This window comes from Promicromonospora thailandica (assembly GCF_024171955.1).
GTDB classification, from domain to species: domain Bacteria; phylum Actinomycetota; class Actinomycetes; order Actinomycetales; family Cellulomonadaceae; genus Promicromonospora; species Promicromonospora thailandica.
Window position 1 is genome coordinate 42,871 of the sequence record NZ_JAMTCS010000005.1, and the last position, 23,517, is coordinate 66,387.

General features: G+C 73.1%; 19 protein-coding genes. 9 read left to right on the forward strand and 10 right to left on the reverse strand.

Going from position 1 to position 23,517, the window contains the following annotated elements:
- Positions 1 to 4: 4 nt before the first annotated feature.
- A complete protein-coding gene (locus tag APR03_RS09030) occupies positions 5 to 799 on the reverse strand; it encodes a metallophosphoesterase family protein (protein WP_253834874.1) in 795 nt (264 codons plus the stop codon).
- Between the two features lie 144 nt (positions 800 to 943).
- Here APR03_RS09030 and msrA point away from each other — a divergent pair, with 144 nt between their 5' ends.
- From msrA to APR03_RS09050, 4 genes are all read left to right on the forward strand, one after another.
- Positions 944 to 1,630 carry a peptide-methionine (S)-S-oxide reductase MsrA gene (msrA, locus tag APR03_RS09035; protein WP_253834885.1) on the forward strand — a complete coding sequence of 229 codons (687 nt, stop codon included), beginning with the start codon at positions 944 to 946 and terminating at the stop codon, positions 1,628 to 1,630.
- Positions 1,631 to 1,680: 50 nt separating this feature from the next.
- Positions 1,681 to 2,283 carry a pentapeptide repeat-containing protein gene (locus tag APR03_RS09040; RefSeq protein ID WP_253834887.1) on the forward strand — a complete coding sequence of 201 codons (603 nt, stop codon included), beginning with the start codon at positions 1,681 to 1,683 and terminating at the stop codon, positions 2,281 to 2,283.
- A 110-nt stretch (positions 2,284 to 2,393) separates the two neighbouring features.
- The gene (locus APR03_RS09045; protein ID WP_253834889.1) at positions 2,394 to 4,955 is read left to right on the forward strand and encodes a glycoside hydrolase family 2 protein; all 2,562 of its coding nucleotides are present in this window, start codon (positions 2,394 to 2,396) and stop codon (positions 4,953 to 4,955) included.
- 65 nt (positions 4,956 to 5,020) lie between these two features.
- Positions 5,021 to 7,189 (forward strand): alpha-galactosidase, encoded by a 2,169-nt coding sequence (locus APR03_RS09050; RefSeq protein ID WP_253834891.1) that lies wholly within the window; start codon positions 5,021 to 5,023, stop codon positions 7,187 to 7,189.
- Positions 7,190 to 7,255: 66 nt separating this feature from the next.
- Here the strand turns inward: APR03_RS09050 and APR03_RS09055 are convergent, their stop codons facing one another.
- The 3 genes from APR03_RS09055 to APR03_RS09065 form a co-directional block, all read right to left on the reverse strand.
- On the reverse strand, positions 7,256 to 7,921 hold the full coding sequence (locus tag APR03_RS09055) for an LPXTG cell wall anchor domain-containing protein (RefSeq protein WP_253834893.1): 666 nt from the start codon (positions 7,919 to 7,921) through the stop codon (positions 7,256 to 7,258).
- Between the two features lie 136 nt (positions 7,922 to 8,057).
- A complete protein-coding gene (locus APR03_RS09060) occupies positions 8,058 to 8,921 on the reverse strand; it encodes a LysR family substrate-binding domain-containing protein (RefSeq protein WP_253834896.1) in 864 nt (287 codons plus the stop codon).
- Positions 8,922 to 9,626: 705 nt separating this feature from the next.
- A complete protein-coding gene (locus tag APR03_RS09065) occupies positions 9,627 to 10,628 on the reverse strand; it encodes a type IV toxin-antitoxin system AbiEi family antitoxin domain-containing protein (RefSeq protein ID WP_253834898.1) in 1,002 nt (333 codons plus the stop codon).
- Positions 10,629 to 10,915: 287 nt separating this feature from the next.
- On the opposite strand from APR03_RS09065, the gene APR03_RS09070 reads away from it, so the two are divergent.
- The 3 genes from APR03_RS09070 to APR03_RS09080 all read left to right on the forward strand — a co-directional run bounded on the left by APR03_RS09070 (position 10,916) and on the right by APR03_RS09080 (position 14,676).
- Positions 10,916 to 11,317, forward strand: a complete 402-nt coding sequence (locus APR03_RS09070; RefSeq protein ID WP_253834900.1) for a DUF5997 family protein — start codon at positions 10,916 to 10,918, stop codon at positions 11,315 to 11,317.
- Positions 11,314 to 12,543, forward strand: coding sequence for a class I SAM-dependent methyltransferase (locus tag APR03_RS09075; protein WP_253834905.1), 1,230 nt, complete (start codon positions 11,314 to 11,316; stop codon positions 12,541 to 12,543). The genes APR03_RS09070 and APR03_RS09075 overlap by 4 nt, the downstream gene beginning before the upstream one ends.
- 84 nt (positions 12,544 to 12,627) lie before the next feature.
- The gene (locus APR03_RS09080; protein WP_253834907.1) at positions 12,628 to 14,676 is read left to right on the forward strand and encodes a pectate lyase-like domain-containing protein; all 2,049 of its coding nucleotides are present in this window, start codon (positions 12,628 to 12,630) and stop codon (positions 14,674 to 14,676) included.
- A gap of 69 nt (positions 14,677 to 14,745) precedes the next feature.
- Here APR03_RS09080 and APR03_RS09085 read toward each other — a convergent pair whose 3' ends face one another.
- Positions 14,746 to 15,147 (reverse strand): FKBP-type peptidyl-prolyl cis-trans isomerase, encoded by a 402-nt coding sequence (locus tag APR03_RS09085; protein ID WP_253834909.1) that lies wholly within the window; start codon positions 15,145 to 15,147, stop codon positions 14,746 to 14,748.
- A gap of 59 nt (positions 15,148 to 15,206) precedes the next feature.
- Positions 15,207 to 16,118 (reverse strand): LysR family transcriptional regulator, encoded by a 912-nt coding sequence (locus APR03_RS09090; protein ID WP_253834911.1) that lies wholly within the window; start codon positions 16,116 to 16,118, stop codon positions 15,207 to 15,209.
- An 83-nt stretch (positions 16,119 to 16,201) separates the two neighbouring features.
- Between APR03_RS09090 and APR03_RS09095 the strand changes: the two genes are divergently transcribed.
- Positions 16,202 to 17,188 carry a DMT family transporter gene (locus APR03_RS09095; protein WP_253834913.1) on the forward strand — a complete coding sequence of 329 codons (987 nt, stop codon included), beginning with the start codon at positions 16,202 to 16,204 and terminating at the stop codon, positions 17,186 to 17,188.
- A gap of 53 nt (positions 17,189 to 17,241) precedes the next feature.
- Complete coding sequence (locus tag APR03_RS09100; RefSeq protein WP_253834915.1) at positions 17,242 to 18,297, forward strand: LacI family DNA-binding transcriptional regulator; 1,056 nt, start codon at positions 17,242 to 17,244, stop codon at positions 18,295 to 18,297.
- A 3-nt stretch (positions 18,298 to 18,300) separates the two neighbouring features.
- Here the strand turns inward: APR03_RS09100 and APR03_RS09105 are convergent, their stop codons facing one another.
- From APR03_RS09105 to APR03_RS09120, 4 genes are read right to left on the reverse strand one after another with little or no spacing between them, the layout of a single operon-like run.
- Positions 18,301 to 20,391, reverse strand: coding sequence for a family 10 glycosylhydrolase (locus tag APR03_RS09105; RefSeq protein ID WP_253834917.1), 2,091 nt, complete (start codon positions 20,389 to 20,391; stop codon positions 18,301 to 18,303).
- A complete protein-coding gene (locus APR03_RS09110) occupies positions 20,388 to 21,233 on the reverse strand; it encodes a carbohydrate ABC transporter permease (protein ID WP_253834919.1) in 846 nt (281 codons plus the stop codon). Before APR03_RS09110 ends, APR03_RS09105 begins: the two co-directional genes overlap by 4 nt.
- Positions 21,233 to 22,201: a carbohydrate ABC transporter permease gene (locus tag APR03_RS09115; protein ID WP_253834920.1), complete on the reverse strand. Its 969-nt coding sequence runs from the start codon at positions 22,199 to 22,201 to the stop codon at positions 21,233 to 21,235. Before APR03_RS09115 ends, APR03_RS09110 begins: the two co-directional genes overlap by 1 nt.
- On the reverse strand, positions 22,198 to 23,487 hold the full coding sequence (locus APR03_RS09120) for an ABC transporter substrate-binding protein (protein ID WP_253834922.1): 1,290 nt from the start codon (positions 23,485 to 23,487) through the stop codon (positions 22,198 to 22,200). Before APR03_RS09120 ends, APR03_RS09115 begins: the two co-directional genes overlap by 4 nt.
- Between the last annotated feature and the right edge of the window lie 30 nt (positions 23,488 to 23,517).

Genomic DNA, 23,517 nt, shown 5'->3' on the forward strand with positions numbered 1-23,517 from the left:
AACGCTACGCGGAGCCACCGACATCCGGCCCGGACGTGCCCCGCCCGTCCCGCGGCGCGAACGCCCGGAGCGCGTCGACGTCGCTGTTCGCCGAGGTCACGTACTCGCGGGCCCACTGCTCGGCGTCGGGGTACCCGCTCCCGGCGACGACGGCGGCCACCGCGGCCTCGACGTCGACCGGGGTGTGCCGCAGCTCGACCTGGCCGTCCCGCAGGAGCGCCCACGACCCGCCGGCGCGGCCGTACGGCATGCCCACGCTGCCCGGGTTGACGCACAGGCGCCGGTCGACGAGGCGGGCGAACGGCATGTGCGTGTGGCCCATGACCACCGTGGTGACGTCCGGGTCGAGCCCGCCGAGCACCTCTGCCCAGCGGTCGAGGGAGGAGTCGACGAGCACGACCTCCTCGTCGTCGCGGGGCGTGGCGTGGCAGAACACGACGCGGCCGAACCCGCGCACCCGGAGCTGGGCGGGGTGGGGCAGGCCGGCGAGCAGCGCGACGTCGTCGGGCCGGAGCTGGGCGGCCGCCCAGGGGGCGACGGGGTCGGGGATGCCGGTGGTGCCGCCGCGGGCGAGCGCGACGAGCTCCCGGTCGGCGTTGCCGCGGACCAGCAGGGCTCGCTCGCCCAGGGACCGCAGCCGGTCCAGCACGGCGCGGGGCTGCGGTCCGGCGACGTGGTCGCCCGTGACGACGACGCGGTCCGCGGCCGCGACGTCGGGCTCGGCCAGGACTGCGTCGAGCACGGGGAGCACGCCGTGCACGTCCGACAGGACGGCGACCGTCCGGGCGTCTTCGCTCATGTCCCGACCCTGGCGCGGGCGGGCGGCGTCCGCCAGGCGGTTCTGCCGACGGCAGACGGGGGCCCGCGGAACACCACCAGAGCCGTCCGTGTTGTCATGGGTAAACGTGCGCAGCACGAATGAGACCCAAAGGATGTGTGTTCGATGACGTTCCTGAACTCTCTCTTCGGCCCCGGCTCCGGTTCGAGCAAGACCACCATGGTGGCGCCGGAGGACGCGCTGCCGGGGCGTTCCGCCCCGGTGCTGCAGGCACCGCGCCCGCACACCGTGCTCGGCTCGTCGATCACGGGGCCGTGGGCTCCCGGCACCCGGGTCCTGTACCTGGCGATGGGCTGTTTCTGGGGCGCCGAGGAGATCTACTGGCAGGTTCCCGGCGTGGTGAGCACCGCCGTCGGCTACATGGGCGGCACCACCCCGAACCCGACGTACGACGAGGTCTGCACCGCGCGGACCGGCCACACCGAGACGGCGCTGGTGGCGTACGACCCGGAGCAGGTCAGCGAGGCCGAGCTGCTCAAGATCTTCTGGGAGCGGCACGACCCGACGCAGGGCTTCCGCCAGGGCAACGACGTCGGCACCCAGTACCGCTCGGCGGTCTACTGGACCACGCCGGAGCAGGCCGAGGTGGCCCAGGAGACGGCGAAGCGCTACGCCGAGGTGCTGAGCGCGAAGGGGTACGACGCCATCACCACGGAGATCGCGCCCGCCGCCGAGGCCGGCCCGTTCTTCTACGCCGAGGACTACCACCAGCAGTACCTGTCGGCCTCGAAGAACCCGAACGGCTACCGCTGCCACGCGACCACGGGTGTCCCGTTCCCCGACGCCGCCTGACCGCGCCGGGCACCCGGTGAGTGTCGGTGGCGGGACGTAGGGTCACCGACATGATCCGGGTCCCCGCCACCGAGCTCACCGTCGCCCACGAGGACTGGTACGCGCGCGACCTGTCGGGCGAGGACCACATGGCCACGCTCTTCACGGACGTCGACCTGACGGAGGCCACGGGCACCGGCGCCACGTTCGACTCCTGCGTGTTCCGTGGGGTGCGCTTCAACAGCGCCCACCTCACGGAGCTCGCGTTCACCTCGTGCGTCTTCGACTCCTGCGTCTTCTTCGACGCGACGCTCGAACGCTGCAAGCTCGTCGGCTCGCAGTTCGCGCACTGCCGCTTCGACCTCCTGAAGGTCGACGGCGGCAACTGGTCCTTCACCACCCTGAGCCGCGCCGCGCTGTCGGGAGCCCGGTTCGACGGCGTGCGCCTGCGCGAGGCGGACCTGTCCGAGGCCGTGGCGCGAGGCGCCGTGCTGGCCGGCTGCGACCTGTCGGGCGCCGACCTGGACCGGGTGGACCTCACCAGCGCCGACCTGCGCGGCAGCGACCTGTCGGCGCTCGACCCGCTCACCGCGACCCTCACGGGGGCGGTCGTCGGCGAGGCCCAGGCGCTCGCCCTGGCCGAGGCGCTCGGCGTCGTGGTCCATCCCGACTGAGCCGCCTGCCCGGCCCATGGATCGGTTCGATCCGCCGGTGCCGCGCAGCCTATGCTCGGTCCGCTCGCCACACGGACCAGGCACCCGAGCTAGAGGGACGAGGATCGACGATGATCAGCCGCGAACTGACCGACTGGAACCTGACGGCCACCGGAGGACCGGTCCGCGAGGACCTCGTGGGGGTGACCGTCCCCGCGCGCGTGCCCGGCACGAACCACACGGCGCTCCTCGACCGAGGGCTGATCCCCGACCCGTACCTGGGCACCAACGAGACCGCGCTGGCCTGGATGAAGCGGACCACCTGGCGGTACTCGACCACCCTCGACGAGCCGGCGGCCGGGCCCGACGAGCGCGTGGACCTCCTGTTCGAGGGAGTCGACACGGTCGCGGGGATCTCGCTGGGCGGCGCCGGGCTGGGCCGGACCGCCAACATGCACCGCTCCTACCGGTTCGACGTACGGTCGCTCGTCGGCACCCCCTCCGAGCTGGTGGTCGACCTCGACTCCGCCGTCGCGACCGCCGAGGCCGAGGCGGAGCGCCTCGGTACCCGGCCGATGGCGTACGACCAGCCCTTCAACATGGTCCGCAAGATGGCCTGCTCCTTCGGCTGGGACTGGGGCCCCGACCTGCAGACGGCCGGCCTGTGGAAGCCCGTCCGGGTGCAGCGCTGGCGCGTTGCCCGGCTCGCACGCGTGACGCCCCTGGTCACCGTGGTCCCGGGCCACGTCGCGCCGGCCGACGACGAGCCGGTCGCCCCGGGCCTCTCGGTCGCCGACGAGGCGGGTCGCCGCACCGGCATCGTCGACGTGCGGGTCGAGATCGAGCGCAGCGGGCTGGGCGACGCCGTCCCGCTCACCCTCGACGTCGCGGTCGGGGACCGGGGCGTCACCACCGGCGTGCCGGCCGGCTGGGACGGCGGCACGCTCACCGTGCGGGTGCCGGTGCCGGACGTCGACCTCTGGTGGCCGGCCGGGTACGGCGAGCAGCCCCTGTACCCCGTCGAGGTGGCGCTCCACGAGGGTGCCGGCGCGGACCGCTCGGCCGCCCTCGACACCTGGTCGGGCCGGGTCGGGTTCCGCAACGTCGTGGTGGACCGTGAGCCGGACGAGCACGGCACGCGCTTCGTGTTCCACGTCAACGGCCGGCCCGTCTTCGCCCGCGGCGCGAACTGGATCCCGGACGACCACCTGCTGACCCGCATCACGCGCGAGCGCCTCGAGCAGCGCGTGGACCAGGCGCTCGGCGCGCACCTCAACCTGCTGCGGGTGTGGGGCGGCGGCATCTATGAGAGCGACGACTTCTACGACGTCTGCGACGAGAAGGGGGTCATGGTCTGGCAGGACATCCTGCTGGCCTGCGCCGCCTACCCGGAGGAGGCGCCCCACTGGGCCGAGTTCGAGGCCGAGCTGCGGGAGAACGCGTCCCGCCTGGCCCCCCACCCGTCGCTCGTGCTCTGGAACGGCGGCAACGAGAACCTCTGGGGGCACGAGGACTGGGGCTGGAAGGAGCGGCTGGGCGACCTGACCTGGGGCGCCCGGTACTACGACGAGCTGTTCCCGAAGGTCCTGGCCGAGGTCGACCCCACACGGCCCTACTCCGACGGCTCGCCGTACTCCCCCGGTGCCACGCCCGAGGAGCGGCACCCGAACGACCCGGACCACGGCACGCACCACCAGTGGGACGTCTGGAACCGGATCGACTACAGCCACTACCGCGACGACGTGCCGCGGTTCGCGTCCGAGTTCGGCTTCCAGGGCCCCGCGACGTGGGCGACCCTCGAGCGCGCGATCCTTCCTGACAGCGCTGCCGTGCCGGAGGGCTTCAAGGAGTCGGAGGTCTTCCTGCTGCACCAGAAGGCGGTCGACGGCAACGGGAAGCTGGACCGCGGCCTGGCCCCGCACATCGACGTGCCGGACGACTTCACCGACTGGCACTGGGCCACGCAGCTCAACCAGGCGCGTGCCGTCCGGTACGCCGTCGAGCACTACCGCTCCTGGTGGCCGCGCACGGCCGGCGCGATCGTGTGGCAGCTCAACGACTGCTGGCCGGTCACCTCGTGGGCCGCCGTGGACGGCGACGGCCGGCGCAAGCCGCTCTGGTACGCCCTGCGGCACGCGTTCGCCGACCGGGTCGTGACCGTGCAGCCGCGCGGTGCGGGCCTGGTCGCCGCGCTGGTCAACGACTCGGACCAGCCCTGGACGGGGCAGGTCGAGGCGGTCCGCACCACGCTCGCCGGCGAGGTGCGGGCGACGTCGGACGTCACCGTGACGGTCGAGCCGCGCTCCGTCGCGGTGGTGCCGCTGGACGGCGACGTGGTCGCCGTGACCGACCCGGCCGACGAGGTGCTCACCGTGACCTTCGGCGGCGCGCGCGGGCTGCACCGGTGGGCCGAGACCAAGGACCTCGCGCTCGACCCGGCCCCGCTGCGCACGACCGTGACGGCGCAGGACGGCGGCTACCGGGTCGAGGTCACCGCCACGTCGCTCGCCCTCGGCGTGACCGTCCTGGCCGACCGCCTGGACCCGGACGCACAGGTGGACGACCAGGTGGTCGATCTCCCGGCGGGGGCGACGGCCGTGTTCCACGTGACGGGCCGCGACCTCGACCCGGAGGCACTGGTCGCACAGCCGGTGCTGCGGACCGAGAACGACCTGGTGCGGGCAGCGGGCTGACCCGCGCGGAACCGATGTCAGAGGCCGCGCGTACGGTGGTGGCCGAGGGGGCGAGAGGACGACACATGAACAGCCTTTCCGAGGGATCCAGCTGGTCCGTGCTGCGCCGCGACGGCGTGAGCGTCGTGGTGGCGCACCCGGAACGCGGTCTGCCGCTGGTGCTGCACTGGGGCGCCGACCTCGGCGAGCTCTCGCCGGGCGACCTGCTCGCCCTCGACGCGGCGACCAGCCGCCAGACCGCGCCGGGCACGCTCGACGCGGCGTGGCGGCCCTCCCTGCTGCCGCAGGAGGCGGACGGCTGGGCGGGGCGCCCGGGCCTCCTCGTGGTGGCCGACGGCGTGCCGCTGTTCACGCGCTGGACCGTCACGGAGGCCGAACGCGACACGGCCGAGCTGTCGGTCACCTCACGCGACGCGGAGCTGGGTCTGACCCTGCGGACGCACCTGGAGATCGGCACGGGCGGGCTGGTGCTGCAGCACCACGAGCTCACCAACGACGGCGCCGTCCCGGTCGACGTGCACTGGCTCGAGGCCACGCTCCCGGTGCCGCGGAACGCGGACCACCTCACGCAGTTCAGCGGCCGGTGGTCGCGCGAGAAGGTGCCGGTCACCACGGCGATGCCGGGCGGGAGCACCGCCCGGCAGACCCGGCGCGGGCGGTCGGGTCACGACGCGCCGTGGGTGACCGTGGCGTCGTCGGGCACGCCGCGCCACCGGACCGGCGAGGCCTGGGCCGCGCACCTCGGGTGGAGCGCCGATGTCACCCACCGCGTCGACCACCTGACCGAGCACGTCACGCTGCTCGGCGCGGGCGAGCTGCTGCGGCCGGGCGAGCTCCGGCTGGCCCCGGGCGAGACGTACCGCGCGCCGGTGGCGTACTTCGCGTGGTCCGCCGCGGGCCTCGACGGCGTCTCGGACCGGTTCCACACGTGGCTCCGGGCCCGGCCGCAGCACGTGACCAGCCCGCGCCCGCTCGTGCTGAACACCTGGGAGGCCGTGTACTTCGACCACTCCCCGGCCAGGCTCGAGCGGCTCGCACGCCGTGCCGCGGCCGTGGGCGTGGAGCGCTTCGTGCTCGACGACGGCTGGTTCCACTCCCGGCGCGACGACACCTCCGGCCTGGGCGACTGGGTCGTGGACCGTGACGTGTGGCCCGACGGCCTCGACCCGCTCGCGGGCCTCGTGCACGAGCTGGGGATGGAGTTCGGCCTCTGGTTCGAACCCGAGATGGTCAACCTCGACTCCGACCTCGCGCGCGCCCACCCCGAGTGGATCCTGTCCAACACCGCGTCGGTGCCGTCGCCGGACGGGCTCTCGTTCCGCACGCAGTACGTGCTGGACCTGGCGAACCCCGAGGCGTGGGAGCACGTACGCGGTCAGATCTCGGCGCTGGTGACGCAGCTCGGCATCGACTTCATCAAGTGGGACCACAACCGCGACCTCACGGAGCCCGTCCACCACGGCGCCGACGGCGTGGGGCGGCCGGGCACACACGCGCAGACCCGAGCTGCGTACGCGCTGATCGCGCGGCTCAAGGCGGACCACCCCGGGCTCGAGATCGAGTCCTGCTCGTCGGGCGGCGCCCGGACCGACCTGGGCATCCTGGAGCACACCGACCGCGTGTGGGCGTCGGACTCCAACGATCCCCTGGAGCGCCAGGACATCCAGCGGTGGACGTCGCTCGTGCTGCCGCCCGAGCTGATCGGGGCGCACGTGGGGCCGTCGCCCGCGCACTCGTCGGGGCGCGTGACCGAGCTCTCCTACCGGGTGGCCACCGCCCTCCAGGGGCACGCGGGCTTCGAGTGGGACCTGCTGAGCTGCACCGACGACGAGCTGGTCGCCGTCGCCGCGTACGCGGCGCTCTACAAGGAGCTGCGGTCCCTCGTGCACACCGGCACCGTGGTGCACGCCGACACGGTCGATCCGGCGCTGCGGGTGACCGGCTTCGTCGCACCGGACCGGACGGAGGGGGTCTGGACCTTCGCCTCCGTCGCGTCGCCGCAGGACGCCCTGACCGAGCGCATCCGCCTCGACGGGCTCGACCCGGCTCGCCGCTACAGCGTGCGGGTCCGGGACGAGGTGGGGTCGGCGAAGTGGCTCGGCGGGATCACACCGGGCTGGCTCGGCAAGGAGGCGGTGGACGTCCCGGGCTCGGTACTGACCGACGTCGGGCTCCAGCTCCCCACGCTGTGGCCGATGCAGGCGCTGATCGTCCACGCGACGGCGCTGCCGTAGGCCGGACACCGGACCGCCCCGGTGCTCGCTCCGCGGAGCGAGCACCGGGGCGGTGCGCACGAGTGATCAGCTGCCGAGAGCGCCCTTGCGCCGGAGCACGATCAGCGTGACACCGCCGCCGACGAGCGCGAGCGCGATGAGCGTGAAACCGATGACGGTGCTGGCACCGGTAGCCGCGAGCTCCTCGGGCTCGTCCTGGGCGGGCGCGGCCTCGCCGGGTGCAATCTCGTCGGACACGGCCTCGCCCGGGGCTGCCTCGTCGCTCGGCGCCGGGCTCTCGACCGGGACACCCTCGCCCGGCGCCGTCGTCTCCGGTGCGGGCTCCTGCGCGGGCACGCTCGGCTCCGGCGTCGCCTCGTCCTGCGCGTCGGTGTAGGAGACGGCGTAGTGGCTGATCGCCCGGCCGCCGCCCCAGGGGTAGGTGATCGTCACGGACTCGGCGGGCTCGTCCAGCGTGACGTAGTACGCGCCGCCCTTGCCCGCGCCCTGGTTGACGGAGCCGGCCTTGACGCAGTAGCCGGAGACGAGCTGACCCTCGGGAGCCTCGACGGTGAGCTCCATCGGCTCACCGTCGGTGTCGATCTTGCCGGAGTCGTAGCCCGCACAGACCTTCACGCCGTCCAGGTACTGCTCGGAGCTGCCGGACACGGGCGCGGCGAACGCGGCAGCCGGGGCGGCGACGAGGCCTGCGGCCAGGAGCGCCGAGGCTCCCAGGACAGTGATCTTGCGCACGGGGCGCTCCTTACGACACGGGGGTTCGGTCGCGCGCCCACCGTCGGGCGCGATCCCCGGAGCGTAGCGAGAATGGCGCAGATCGCCAATATCCGTTTATCTCAGCAAAATGCCTTACACGGGCTTTTATCGGACACTACCTGCCTTTGCCCTTTTTCTTCCCCTTGGCCGCCGAGCGCGTGCCCTTACCTCGCGGCACGGCGCCCCGCGCCGTCGTACCGGTCCCGCGCCGTCCGCCGCCGGACCGGCCCGTGGTCCCGCCCGACTTCGCAGTCCCTGACTTCTTCGCCCCGGCCCGCGTCTTCGTGTCCTCGCCCCGGCCGCCCACGCCACCAGCCGTGGCGCGGGCCGGGCCGCCCCGTCCGCGCGAGCTGTTCACCGTGCGACCGCGGACGATCCCGATGAGCTCCTCCACCAGGTCGGTGGTGCGCTCGACCGGCCAGACCAGCCCGACGGGCGCCGTCGGCCCGTCGGAGAGCACGCGACAGGTGACGTCCTTGCGCCGGTGCAGGCGGGCGAGCGACATGGGCAGCACGGCGACGCCCACGTTGGCGGCGACCGTCGAGACCGCGTCGGCCGTGGTCGGAACGCGCTCCAACGGGTTGCCGTCCGGATCGGTCGGCACCACACCCGGCACGGGGTGCGTGGCGAACAGGACATCGTCCGCGGGCACCCAGACCGGGTCCTCGGCGATGTCGGCGCTGCTCACGGTCTCGTCGTCGGCCAGCGCCGCGAGAAGGTGGTCGCGCGAGAAGCACACCACCGGCGCCTCCTCGTAGAGCGGGATCGCGGAGAAGACCTCCTTGTCCACGGGCAGCCGGCCGACGGCGGCGTCGACCTCCCCGGACTCCAGGGCGGACGGTACGGCGGACGCCTCGACCTGCACGAGCTCGAGCTCGACGTCCGGCAGCCGCTCACGCCACACGCCGGCCCACTTGCCCGGCGTCGCGCCCGGCACGTACGCGAGACGAAAGGGCGCGGCCGGCTCAGGTTCACTCACCCCCACAGGCTACGGCCCTCCCGGCCGCGAGCCCGTGCGCCCGACGCCGACCCGCCGACCTGCGCCGGCCCCCGCCGGCGCCGGCCCTCGCCGGCGCCGACCGTCACGGGCGCCGACTGCAGACGTCCTCACACCGCCCGGCCGACTGCAGACTTCCTCCCGCCGACAGCCGTCGACTGCAGACTTCCTCACGCCGACAGCCGTCGACTGCAGAGTTTCCGACGCCATGACGCCTGTCGGCCGAGAGAAACTCTGCAGTGGGCGACTGCGGTCAGCGGCTGCAGTCAGCGGCTGCGGTGGCGACCGTCCCGGGCGACACCGCTACGCGAGCGAGACGCCAGCGCCGTCGTCAGCGCCGTCGCCGACTGCAGACTTCCTCACTCCGCCCGGCCGACTGCAGACTTCCTCCCGCCGACAGCTGTCGACTGCAGAGTTTCCGACGCCACGACGCCTGTCGGCCGAGAGAAACTCTGCAGTGGGCGACTGCGGTGGCGACCGGACTGCGACCGCCCCGGGCGACACCGCCACGCGAGCGAGGGGCCATCGCTGACTGCAGACTTCCTCACGCCGACAGCCATCAACTGCAGACTTCCCCACGCCGTGACGCCTGTCGGCCGAGAGAAACTCTGCAGTCAGCGGCTGCAGTGGCGTGCCGCGGTGGCAACCGGGCAGCCAACCTCCCCGGGGGCCACCGAGGGCGAGGCGTCACACCGAGGCCGGGAGGTGGATCGCGGCCGGCAGCCGTTCGCCCGGACGCCAGGCCAGGCGGCGCAGGTGTTCCGCGACCTGGCGACCGATGTCGCCGTCCGTGCTGTCTGCGGGAGCGGGGAATCGCAGGAGCACCACGCGGCCGGTGCCGACGAGTCGGTTCTGGCGCGCCGCGTCGTCCGCGAGCATCTCGTTCCCGGCGTGGAACTCCCTGCCGTCAATCTCGACCACCAGGTAGCGCCCGTCCGGGAGCACCCAGCAGAAGTCGACCCGGGCGAGGAACCGGCCGTCCGCCCAGAAGACGATCTGCTGACCGTCGGGCGCAACCCCGTGGTCGACGAGCGACAGCCGGGCGAACGTCTCTGCCGGCGAGCCGTCGCTCCCGCTCACGAGCTCGAGCCATGGACGCGCCGAGACGACGCCACGCCGGCGCCGGATCACCGCCCGGATGCGGGCCAGGTCCGCGGGGCGGATCTTCTCCTCGCGCAGCGCATCACTGATCGCCGCCACCGCGTTGTCGCGCGGGAGCGTCAGCAGCGCCTGGCCCAGCGCGTGCACGATCTCGGCGACGTCGCGCCCGTGCCGCCGCACCACGGGAAACGTGCCGTACCGGCGCAGGACCGTGCCCGGCCGGACACCGGCGTCCATGTACCCGGGCCGGGAGACCTCCGGCCGCAGCTGCACGGGAAGGCCGCCCACGCCCAGCAGCGCCAGCGCGCACCCGCCGGTCGCGACGCCGTCGGCGTAAGCGAGCAGGCCGATCCACGCGGCCCGACGGCGGACGTGGTCGTGGCGGCCCTCCCGGAGTCGCTCCTGCACCGGCACCGCGCAGGTGTCGTACACCCCGCGCGTGACGCGGGTCCAGGTGTGCGCGCGGACCAGCCGGTGCACGACCTGGCTGCCGATCCCGGCCTGCGTGCACTGGGCGATGCTCACCAGGCCTTCCTGGCGGGAGGCCAGCTCCCAGACCTCGTCGGGGATGTCCCGTGGATACCTCACCCAGAGATCAGAGCCCATCCCGCCCGACGGCGGTGGCCGGGCGATGGGCACCTGTGGACGACGACGCCTGTGGTCGACGTCCGACCGTTGCACCGCCGTGGCGAGGGTCCGCCCACGACCCGATCAGTCCCGTCAGCGGTCCGCGACTGCAGAGCTGCTGACGTCCGGAGCGTCGGGCGCCCGGACAAAGTCTGCAGTCGGCCGCAGCACGCGTCCGGAAGTCTGCAGTCGGGTCCGAGGGCGGCGTCCGGAGCAGGTGGCGGCCCGCACCGAAGTACCCTGGGACCATGAGCTCCTCCTTCGCCTCGCAGCGGTTCAAGCCGTCCAACGCCGCCAAGCGGCTCGGCGTCTATCTGCCTGCCACGCCACAGGAGTTCCAGGACACCCCGCTCACGCGCGCGGAGCTCGAGGAGCTGGAGACCAACCCGCCGGAGTGGCTGGCCGATCTGCGCCGTAACGGCCCGCACCCGCGCCCCGTGGTGGCCGGGCGCCTCGGCATCTCCATCGCCGGCCTGGCCCGAGGCGGCGTCACGGACCCGCTGACCACCGAGCAGATCAACGAGCTGCGCGAGGACCCGCCGGAGTGGCTCGTCCACGAGCGCCAGGTCGCCGCGCAGGTGCGTGCCGAGGAGGAGCGCCTGGAGGAGGCGCGCAGGTCGGCGGAGAAGAAGACCCGCTCCGCGCGGTGAACCCGGAGGTCGAGTCCGCCCTCGCCGCGCTGCGGCCGTACCCCGAGGACGGTTCGCGCGCCGACGGGCCGGTCGCCGTCGATGCCACCGACCGTCTGCTGCTCGACGAGGCGGCCACGCTGCTCACTCCCGAAGATGACCGCGTGGTCATCATCGGCGACCGGTTCGGGGCGCTGACCCTCGGCGCCCTCGCCCTCGGCGCCCGCCATGTCGACGTGCACACCGACGCGGTCACGGCGGAGACCGCCCTCCGCGCCAACAGCGACCCCGCGGCCCGCACGGCAGACAGGCCCGACGCCGACCCGACCCCCGGCTACACCCTCCACGACAGCCTCTCGCCCGACCTCCTCCGCGGCGCCCGCCTCGTGCTCCTGCAGCTGCCCACGTCGCTCGCGGAGCTGACCGAGATCGCCGAGCACGTCGCCCGCGAAGCGGACCCCGCGGTCATCTTGCTCGCCGGCGGGCGGGTCAAGCACATGACCCGCGCCATGAACGACGTGCTGGGGGCATCGTTTCGGCAGGTCAGCGCGTCACTGGCCCGGCAGAAGTCGCGGTTGCTGATCGCCCGGGAGCCGCGGCCCGACGTCGGACCGCTCACCTATCCCGTCACGGCGCGGCTCACCGATCCCGAGATCGCCCACGCCCTCGCCCCCGCGAGGCAGGCGGCTGGCCTCGCCGTCGTCGCGCACGGTGCCGCGTTCGCCGGCGCCGGCCTGGACCTGGGCACCCGGTTCCTCCTGGCCCAGGCGCACCGCTGGCCGGCGTCGCCCGCGGTCGCCGTCGACCTCGGCTGCGGCACCGGAATCCTGGCCGCCGTGCTGGCGCTGCGCTCCCCGGCCACGCGGGTGATCGCGACCGACCGGAGCGCGGCGGCCTGCGCGTCCGCCCGCGCGACGCTCGCCGCGAACGGCGTCGCGGGCACGGTGCTGCGGGACGACGCCGGAGCGGCCCTGGCCGACGACTCGGCCGACCTCGTGCTGCTCAACCCGCCCTTCCACGACCGGGCCGCGCTGAGCACCGACGCGGCACACCGGATGTTCGCCACGGCGGGCCGCGTGCTGCGTGACGGCGGCGAGCTGTGGACTGTCTTCAACACGGGCCTGCACTACCGCAACGCCCTGGAACGGGCCGTCGGGCCGACGGAGCATGTCGCCCAGAACACGCGGTTCACCGTGACCCGGAGTGTGCGGAAACTACTTACCGACGTGTCAGTAGAGGCCGGTTAGCCTGGCGAGGCGCCCACACCGGGCGCGCCCGCACGGCAGCACGACCGGACTTCACCGGCCTGCCCCGAGCCGAAGGAACTGTCGATGAGGACACTCCGCACCACCCTGCGCGGCGCCGCCGTCGCGGCGGTCGCAGCGTCGCTGGCCGCGGGAGCGGCGGTGACGGCACTGCCGGCCACCGCGAGCCCCGCCGACGGACAGGGCAGGGCGATTGCCCCCGCCGCCACGCCGAAGGACCCGACGCAGGCCCAGCACACGCACGCCACCCAGAACAAGCACAAGGGTGGCAAGCACCACCCCGGCAAGCACCGTCCCGGCAAGCACAAGGGCAAGCACAAGCCGAAGCAGGCCGTCGACCCGGACTTCGGGCCCAACGTCACCTTCATCGACCCGAGCTGGAGCACGGACCGGATCAACTCGTTCCTCGACACGGTGAACGACGAGGCGGAGTTCAGCCTCGACCGGCACCAGGTGTTCTTCGAGCCGGGCACGTACGGCAGCGCCGCCGGGCAGGACGACCCGGCCACCGCCACCGGCATCGTGAACGCGGAGGTCGGCTACTACGAGTCGATCGCGGGCCTCGGTTCCCAGCCGGGCGACGTGCTCATCAACGGCGCGCTGCACGTCGAGCCCGTCGTGGGCTGCCCGGACCAGCCGTGGGCGTGCGCCGACCCGGGCTCGCTCACGCGGTTCTGGCGCTCCATGTCGAACCTCGCGTTCAACCCGATCCAGCGCCCCGTCGGCGAGGACGCCGCACGGCCGTTCCCGGCGGGCGTCGTCGAGCCGCACCAGATGCGGTGGGCGGTCTCGCAGGCCGCGCCCATGCGCCGCGTCGACGTGCGGGGCAGCCTGACCGTGTTCGGCCGGTACGGCGAGTTCGCCTCGGGCGGCTACCTGGCCAACTCCCGCGTGTCCGGCACCATCGCCACCGGCTCCCAGCAGCAGTGGTACACCCGCAACAGCGAGGTGGGCACGTGGGACGGCGGGGTGTGGAACATGGTGTTCTCGGGTGTCCAGGGCGCCCCGGCCACCGATTTCGGCCAGGACCTCTCCGGTGGCGCCAAGGGCGTCAAGACCACCCTCGAGAGCACGCCCGTCAGCCGGGAGGCGCCGTTCCTCCTGCGCGGCTCGGACGGCGAGCTCAAGGTCTTCGTGCCGCACGCCAGGACCAGCAGCCGGGGTGTCGACTGGGGCACGGACGCGGCGTCGGGCCGCACCATCCCGATCAGCGACGTGTACGTGGCGCGGGCCGGCACGGACACCGCCGCCTCGATCAACGCGGCCATGGCGGGCGGCAAGCACCTGCTGCTCACCCCGGGCGTGTACGAGCTGGACGCGCCGATCCGCGTGGACCGCGCCCGGACGGTCGTGCTCGGCCTCGGGTACGCGTCGCTCACGCCGACGGCCGGCAACGCCGCGCTCGAGGTCGGCGACGTGCCCGGCGTCGTCGTCGCGGGCATCACGGTGGACGCCAACACGCCGGAGTCGGAGACCCTGGTGCGCGTGGGGACGTCCGGGAACGGGGCCGGCGACGCCGCCGACCCGACCACGCTCAGCGACGTGTTCGTCCGCGTGGGCGGCCCGTGGGCCGGCAAGGCGGTCACCTCGATCGAGGTGAACAGCGACCACACGCTGCTCGACCACATCTGGGCCTGGCGCGGCGACCACGGCCAGGGCATCGGCTGGGACACCAACACGGGTGCGCACGGCGTGGTGGTCAACGGTGACGACGTCACCGCGACCGGGCTGTTCGTGGAGCACTACCAGGAGAACCAGACGGTCTGGAACGGCGAGCGCGGCCGCACGGTCTTCTACCAGAGCGAGATCCCCTACGACCCGCCGTCGCAGGCGGCGTACATGGACGGCGGCCGGCTGGGCTGGGCGTCCTACCGCGTGGCGGACGGCGTGACCGACCACGAGGCGATCGGCCTCGGCGTGTACTCGTTCTTCAACCAGGGCGTGGACATCCGGGTCGAGTCGGGCATCCAGGTGCCGAACACGCCCGGCGTGCGGTTCCGCTCCATGACGAGCGTGTTCCTCAACGGCTCGGGCGGCATCAACCACGTCGTCAACGACACGGGCGCCCCTGCGGTCGGCAGCTTCGCCAGCCCGCAGGTGGTCAGCTACCCGTAGAACACGTGAGTGCGGGATCTTCGCCCTTCTGGCACCCAGAAAAGGGCGAAGATCCCGCACTCAGCGGGGTCACTTGACGGCGACGATGTCCACGACGAAGACCAGGGTGTCCGTGCCGCCGATGCCGGCCTGCGGCACGCCGCGCGCGCCGTAGCCGTGCTCCGGCGGGATCGAGAGCATCAGGCGCGAGCCGACGTTCTGGCCGACCATGCCCTTGTCCCAGCCCCCGATGACCGCGCCGACGCCGATCGGGAAGTCGATGGTGGTGCCGCGGTCGTAGGAGTTGTCGAAGACGTGGCCGCCCCAGGTCTGGCCCAGGTAGTTCACCACGATGGTGCGCCCGGACTCGACGACCGGACCGTTGCCCTCGGAGAGCACCTGGACCTGCAGGCCGGCGGGTGCGTCACCCTCGGGGAAGGTCAGCTCCGGCTTGTCGCCGAAGGCGCCGGAAGCGGTAGGAAGCGTGGTCACGAGGATTACCTCTCGGTCGGGAGGACGCCGGGCGTTCCCGGCGTCGGTACGCCTCCACCCTATGCGGCGGCGACGGCTGCCCGCGAAGCGACGGCGGCCTGGCGCAAGGCCTCCAGGGCGGCGACGACCGGCGGCGTGTGCGCGACGGCGTCCTGCACCACCGCGTGGATCGAGCGCACCGGCGTGGGCCGGACCACGGGTACGGCGACCGTGCCGGGCGGCAGCTGCACGGCACCCAGCTCCGGCAGCACCGTCATGCCGATCCCGGCGTCCACGAAGGCCAGCGCCGTCGGGTAGTCGTGCGCCTCGACGTGGAACGTGGGGCTGAACCCCGCGGCCGTGCACGCCTCCAGGAGGTTGCGGCGGCACCATCCGCGTGCGAAGTCGTTGTCCACCCAGGACTCGTCGGCGAGCTCGGCCAGCTCGATCTCGTCCCGGTCCGCGAACCGGTGCCCGCGCGGCAGCACCACGACGTAGGGGTCGTCGAGCAGGTGGTGCGCGGTGAAGCCGCTGCCCGGGTCGAACCCGCGCCGCGCCACGGCCACCTGGACGTCGGCCCGGTCCTCGGCCTGGTCGGGGATGTGCTCGGCGAGCTCCAGGTCGAGCCGGACACCGGGGAACTCCGTGGTGAGCACGCGCACCACGTCCGGCAGCCAGGCCGAGCCCACCGACGCGAAGTACGCGACCGACAGCGAACCGGTCCGGCCGGCGCGCAGGTCGGCGATCATCGACTCGGCCTCGCCGAGGCGTTCGAGCACGCCGTCGGCCTGCGCGGCCAGGGCGTGCCCCGCCGCGGTGGGCCGGATGCCGCGGCCGTGCCGGGCCAGCAGCTTCAGCCCGGTCTCGCGCTGGAGCGCCGAGACGTGCTGGCTGACGGCGGACGGCGTGTAGCCGAGGTTGGCGGCCGCCGCGCCGATCGAACCCGAGGCGACGACGGACCGGAAGACGCGGAGCCGGTGGACATCGAGCATGGCACCCACCATACAGCGCCACTGAATCCAGATGAAGGAAGAATCGCTGGTGCTTCACAGTGCTCCCGGGCGACGATCGGTCCATGACGCACACGACGGCCCCGGACGTCCCGGCCGAAACCCGCCAGACGCAGCCCGCCGGACCGGGCAGGGTTGCGGACGTGACCACCACCCTCGAGCCCGTGACCGGTGCCGCCGCACCGGCCACCCGCCGCTTCCTCGTGCCGGTGGCCGCGGCCGTGACCGTCGTGCTCTGGGGCTCGGCGTTCATCGGCATCCGCGCGGCGGGCTTCGACTACTCGCCGGGTGCCCTGACGCTCGGCCGCGTGCTCGTGGGCACCGCCGCCCTGACCGTCATGGCGGGCCTGGCGGGCAAGCTCCGGCTGCCGCGCGGGCGCACGCTGATCGGCGTCGTCGTCTGGGGCGTGCTCTGGTTCGGGCTCTACAACCTGGCGCTCAACGCCGCCGAGCGCACGCTCGACGCCGGGACCGCGTCCCTGCTGGTGGGCCTCGCCCCGATCCTCATCGCGGTGTTCGCGGGACTGGCCCTCGGCGAGGGCTTCCCCGCCCGGCTCCTGGCCGGCATCGGCATCGCCTTCGCGGGCGTCGCGGGCATCGCGCTCGCCACGTCCAGCGGGGCCTCGGACGGCGTCAGCGTCGCCCTGGGCCTCGCCGCCGCCCTCGTCTACGCGGGCAGCACCATCCTGCAGAAGCGCCTGCTCCCCCGCGTCGACTCCCTGACCATGACCTGGCTCGGCTGCCTCGCGGGCACCGTCGCCAGCCTGCCCTTCGCCCCCGTGCTGCTGGAGGAGCTCGCCGTGGCCCCGGCGTCGGCCACGCTGAGCGTGCTCTACCTGGGCGTCTTCCCCACCGCCGTTGCCTTCGCCACCTGGGGCTACGCCCTCACGCGGACGACGGCGGGCCGCCTGGCCGCCGCCACCTACGCCGCCGCGCCGCTCGCCGTGCTCATGTCGTGGGCGCTGCTGGGCGAGGTGCCGACACCGGTGGCGCTCGTCGGCGGCGCGCTGTGCCTGACCGGCGTGCTGGTGGCGACCCTGCGCCTGCGCTGACGCCTGTGGTGCACCGATTTACCACGTAGGATTGCGCTCGAGATGAGCGCCCGATGACCACACCGACGACACCCCGCAAGCCGCGCGGCAGCGGCCGCCCGACCATCAGCGACGTGGCGGCCCTCGCCGGGGTGTCGCCGGGCGCCGTGTCGAAGGTCTTCAACGGCACGGGCCGCATCTCGGAGGCCACGGCGGAGCGCATCCGCGAGGCGGCCCGCAAGCTGAGCTGGCGGCCGAACGCGGCGGCGATCGCGCTGCGCACGGCCCGCGCGCAGGCCATCGGCCTGGTGCTGAGCAGCGACACGAAGGTGCCGGGCGTCGGCGCCGGCAACATGGACTTCATCTCGGGCATCGAGTCGGTGCTCAGCCCCCGCGAGTACGGGCTGCTGCTGAACATCTTCATCTCGGGGCAGCACGACGAGAACCACTTCTACCGCACGCTCGCCGAGCGGCAGCGGATGGACGGGATCATCCTCACCAACTCGATGGTCGGGGACACGCGGCCGGAGCTGATGTCCCGGCTGGGGCTGCCGGCGGTGCTGGTGGGCGCGCCGTGGAAGCCGGGCGCCATCGAGTACGTCGACGCCGACCCGCCGGGAGCCGGCATCGCCGAGACCGTGGACCACCTGGTGGGCCTGGGCCACGAGCGCATCGCGTTCGTGAGCGGCCCGAAGGACTTCGTGCTGCCGGTACTGCGCCGCGAGGCCTTCGTGCAGCGGCTCGCCGACCACGGCCGGCAGCCGCACAGCGTGATCGCGGTCGAGTACTCCCCCGCCCGCGCCGCGGAGGAGACCACCGCGCTCCTGGCGGGCGCGAACCCGCCCACCGCGATCCTGTACGGCACCGACACCATGGCGATCGCCGGCATGCGCACCATCCAGGCCGCCGGGCTGCGCGTGCCCGACGACATCTCCGTGGTCGGCTTCGAGGGCCTCACGCTCGGCGAGTGGGTCGACCCGCCGCTGACCACCGTCCAGCGCTTCGCCTTCCAGCGCGGACGGGCGGCGGCCGCCAAGCTGCTGACCCTGCTGGGCGAGACGGTCGAGGAGCCGGTCCCCCTCGAACGCCCGGCCCTCGTGGTCCGCGGCTCGACGGCGCCCCCGCCCTGACGGTCACCAGGTGACGCGGACCGCCGCCAGCTCCTCCACCGGGGGCAGCCCGACCTCCAGGCGACGGCCCGCGACAGCGGGGGCCGCGGCGGCCCAGCCCGCTCCCGTGAGCACCCGCACCTCGACCGGACCGTCCGGCACCACACCGCCCGGCACCACACCGCCCGCGAGCGCCCCCACCCGGTCGAGGTCGAGCACCACCCGCACGTCGCCCAGGGGCGAGATCCTGCGGCGCTGGCCGCGCATCATCATCGGGTCGGTCAGGTTGGCGGCGAGCACCGTGAACGAGCGGTCGCCGGCCCAGGTCGCGACGTCGAGCACGCCCTCGCCGCGGACGGCGGCCGCGCCGTCGCCCAGCGTGTGCCGCACGGCGTTGCCCAGCAGGGTCAGGTGGTCGCCCTGGAGCGCCTGCCAGTACAGCTCGGCGACGTTGAAGCCGATCACGTCGACGCGTCCGGCGCCGAGCGGCGCGCTGAACACGGCGGGCTCGGTCGCCTCCGCGCGGGGGTAGACCTCCTCCATGGGCAGGTCGGGGTGGTCGGGCACGTAGCGCCAGGCCACCGCGGCGCCGTCGGGCAGCGGGCCGAACCGCACGAGGCGGGTGCCGCCGACGATGCGCCGCGCGTCCCCGAACCCGTCCTGGAGCGCGCCGCCGGGCTCGCGCTGCACGTAGTTGTTGCGCACCACGCCGGTGCGCCGGTCGGCGACCGCCACCCCGAGCAGCTCGGTGACGAGGGGGCCGCGCCCGGTGACGTCGGGCCCGCCACCCGTCAGCAGCACGGATCCTCCGGCCTCGGCGAACGCCCGCAGGGCCGCGGCGGCCTCGGGCGGGACCGAGGCGACCTCCGGTACGACGACGAGCCGCACCCCGGGCCGGGCCAGCGCCGTCAGCGACCCGGGACCCACGTACTCGAACGGCACGCCGAGCTCGACGAGCGCCTGGTAGACGCCGGACGCGGCGTCCCGCACGGGCCGCGCGGCGGTGTGCGCGTCGGCGTCCCACACGAGGGTCTCGGCCACGGGCCGCTCGTCCCCGCGGACGTCGGCCACCGCCCGGTGCAGGCCGAAGGCACGCTCGACGGCGGGGATCCAGCGCGGGTCGTGGATCCGGGCGGCGAACTTGGTGAACCAGGGGAACGCCCCGTGCACGAACCCGTCGACGATCCAGCCCGTGGTCTCGACGGCGGCGTTGACCGAGTCCTTCCACCGGAAGTCGTGCGACTCCGGCCCCACCGAGGTGATGAGGCCGACGGGCTTGCCGGGGTGGAGCGCGCGGACCCGCTTGGCGTCGCGCCCGGCGGCCCACAGGGCCTCGCCGTCGCCGCGGGCCTGGTGGTCCACGAGCAGGAACGGCACGGAGCGCGCGACGCGCGGCTCCAGGTCGGCCGCGGTGAACGATCCGAGGTTGGGCACGAAGCGCACGGCGGGCGCGACGTCCTGCACGGCGCGGTCCCAGTGGGCCACGAGCTCGCTGAGCCGGGACCGGCGCCACGCGCGCCAGGTCGTCCACGCCTCGCCGTCGGCGGGGTCGGCCGCCCGGGGCAGCGGACGCCCGGTCGCGGCCCGGTACTCGCGGGCGGTCGCCTCGGAGTATCCGGGGCCGTGCCCCTGCCAGCGGTTGGCGAACAGCGCGTCGACGTCGTAGTCCCGCGCGATCTCGCGCAGCACCTCCGTGGTGAGCTCCCAGCTGTACCCGCCGAACGCGTCGGTGAGGTAGATGCCCGGCATCGCCCAGTGCTCCTGCGGCTCACCGTCCTCGGTGCGGGCCACCCAGTCGGGGCGCTGGTCCACGACGTCCTGGTGCACGGCGTGCGGGTCCACCCGGGCCATGACGGCCATGCCGCGGGACCGGGCGAGGTCGACGACCTCACCGAGCAGGTCCCGGTCGCCCAGGTACACGCTGCGGTGGTGCAGTCCGACCTTGCTCGGGTAGTACGCCACGTAGCCGCCGGCGCTGATGCACACCGCGGTCGACGCCGTCCGCTCCATGACGTCGGCCCAGGCGTCCAGGTCGAAGTCGAGCGGGTCGTTCTCCACGAAGGTGAGCTGGGTCCAGCGGTGCTCGCCGTCCAGCCGGGTGCGGGTTGCCGTCATTTGATTCCCGTCGTCGCGATGCCCTTGATGATGTAGCGCTGAGCGAAGACGAAGAACAGGACGATCGGCACCAGGGAGACCAGCGACATCGCGAACATCGTGCCGATGCCGCTCGTCGTCTCGGTGTCGACCAGCGACTTCAGCGCCACCGGGACCGTGTACAGCTCGGTCCGGGTGAGGTACAGCAGCGGGCCGAAGTAGTCGTTCCACGTCCAGATGAAGGTGAAGATGGTGGTGGTGATGAGCGCGGGCTGCATCAGCGGCAGGATCACCGACCAGAAGATGCGGAAGGGTCCGGCGCCGTCGATCATCGCCGCCTGGTCCAGCTCGCGCGGCAGCGACCGGATGAACTGCACCATGAGAAAGATGAACACCGCGTCGGTGGCCAGGAACTTGGGCAGCAGCAGCGGGATGTAGGTGTTGATCCAGCCCAGCTCGGCGAACAGGATGTACTGCGGGATCACGAGCACGTGGAACGGCAGCATGATCGTCATGAGCGTCAGCGCCAGGTAGACCTTGTTCATCCGGAAGTTGAGCCGCGCCAGGGCGTAGGCCGTGAGCGAGCACGAGAACAGGTTGCCGAGCACCGACCCCACGCCGATCAGCAGCGAGTTGCCCAGGAACAGCGTGAACGGGGAGCCGAGCGCGTCCCAGCCGTCCACGTAGTTGTCGAGCGTGATGTCGGTGGGCACGATCCCGGTCTGCGACAGGATCAGGTTGCTCGGCTTGAACGAGCTCACGACCATCCACAGCAGCGGGTAGATCATGAGCAGCACGAACACGAGGAGCACCCCGTGCCGCACCAGCCGGCTCGCGGTCGAGGTACGAACAGTGGCTGCCATCATTCGTCTCCGTAGTAGACCCAGCGCCGCGACACGAGGAAGTTCGCGGCGGTGGCGGCGGCGATGACCAGGAGCAGCACCCACGCCATCGCGGACGCGTACCCCATGTCGAAGTTCACGAAGCCGCGCTGGTAGATGTAGAGGGTGTAGAAGAGCGTCGAGTCGAGCGGCCCGCCGCTGCCGCCGCTGACCACGTGGGCCTGCGTGAACGCCTGGAAGGCGCTGATCATCTGCAGGATCAGGTTGAGGAAGATGATGGGCGTGAGCAGCGGGATGGTGATCGACCAGAACCGGCGCAGCCGCCCGGCGCCGTCGATCATCGACGCCTCGTACAGCTCCTCCGGGATCTGCCGCAGCCCCGCCAGGAAGATCACCATCGGGGAGCCGAACGTCCAGACGTTGAGCACCACGAGGGTGGACAGCGCCAGCGACGGGTCCTGCAGCCACGAGCCCAGCTCCAGGCCGAACCAGCCAAGGACGTGGTTGACCAGCCCGTTCTCCCCGAAGATCTGCCGCCAGAGGATCGCGATGGCGACGCTGCCGCCCAGCAGCGACGGCAGGTAGAACGCGCTGCGGTACAGCGACAGCCCGCGCAGCCCCTTGTCGAGCACGACCGCGAGGAACAGCGCGAACCCGAGCTGCAGCGGCACCGACACCAGCACGTAGACGAGCGTCACGCGCACGGCGGCCCAGAACCGCTCGTCGCCCGCCATCCGCACGAAGTTGTCGAGGCCGATGAACTGCGGCGCGCTGAGCAGGTCGTAGTCGGTGAACGCGAGCACCGCCGACGCGACGAGCGGGCCGGCCGTCACGGCGACCATGCCGATCATCCACGGCAGCAGGAAGACGTGCGCCACCAGCCCCTGCCCCCGGCTCGGCCCGGCGGACCGGGTCGTGCGCGGGGGCGGCTTCCCCGGGCCGCCGGGCGCCTGGCGGCGCCCGGCGGTCTTCTGCGCGAGAGCCATCATGCGCCCGCGATCTCGCCCTCGACGGCCTCGACGAAGGCCGCCGCGGCGTCGGGCACCGACTTCTGCCCGAGCGTCACTTCCTCGAGCTCCCGGATCATGAGGTCGCGCCAGCTCCCGGACCCGGCCGGCGCCTCGTACCGCGGCCGCTGCTCCGTGCCGGCGATCTCGCGGGTGACGGTGATGACCTTCTGCTCGTCGGGCGACGCGTCGGGCTCGTACGCGTCCAGCAGGCTCGCGTTCGGCGGCGCCCCGGCGGACAGGCCGACCAGGCCGAGCAGCTCGGGCGAGTTGAGGTTGAAGCTCATGAGCGCCGCGGCCGACTCGACGCGGTCGTCCGGCACGCCGGAGTACATCGCGAACCGGCTGTAGTAGGTGAAGTGGTAGCCCGCCGCGGCGTCCTCGGCGGCGGGCACGTCACGCTGGTCGAACGTGTAGTCGGGGAAGGCCTGGGCGTCGTCGACGATGTGGTTGGAGTTGGCGAACGTGAGCAGCACCTTGTCGCCCACCTGCGCCCAGGACGGCTCGATGCCGTCCTGCTGGCTCACGGTCGTGGTCGCGCCGGCCAGCCGCAGCTTCTCCCACCAGTCGATCCAGGCGGCGACGCCGTCCACGCTCGCGCCCAGCCTGCCGTCCTCGGTCCACAGGTCCTCGCCGCGCTGGCGCAGGAACGACTCGAACGGCATGTCGTGGTACGGCCCGTAGGTGGTGCCGACCCGCCCGCTCCCGTTCTCCTTGGTGTAGTCGACGAGCAGCTCGGCGAGGCCGTCCCAGCTGAGCTGCTCGGGCAGCGTGACGCCGTCCTCCTCGAGGAACGTGGCGTTGTAGCGCACCACGGGGCTGAAGACCGACTTGGGCAGCGTGTTCAGCTCGCCGCCGAGCCGGAAGCTCTCGATCTGGTCGGCGCCGAACGCGCTCAGGTCGAGCCCGTCGATGCCCTCCAGGTCGCGGTACAGCCCGGCGTCGCGGTAGGTGAGCACCGCGGGCGACGGGATCCAGAAGACGTCGGGCACGTCGCGCGCCGCCATCTGGGTGGTCATGCGCTCCTGGTAGGCGTCGTAGTCGCCGAACTCCGGGGCCACCTTGATGTCGGGGTTCGCCGCGGTGAACGCGTCCAGCCCCTCCAGGTAGGCCCGCTGCCGGTCGGCGCCGCCCCACCAGGCGAACCGGACCGAGCCGTCGCGGCCGCCGGAGCCGGACGGCCCGCAGCCGGCGAGCGTCATGGCGGCGAGGGAGAGCGCCCCCACGCCGGTCCAGGTCAGGAACGACCGTCGAGTGAGATCTGCCATGGTGTCCTTCTTTCGGTACGTCGTTGTACA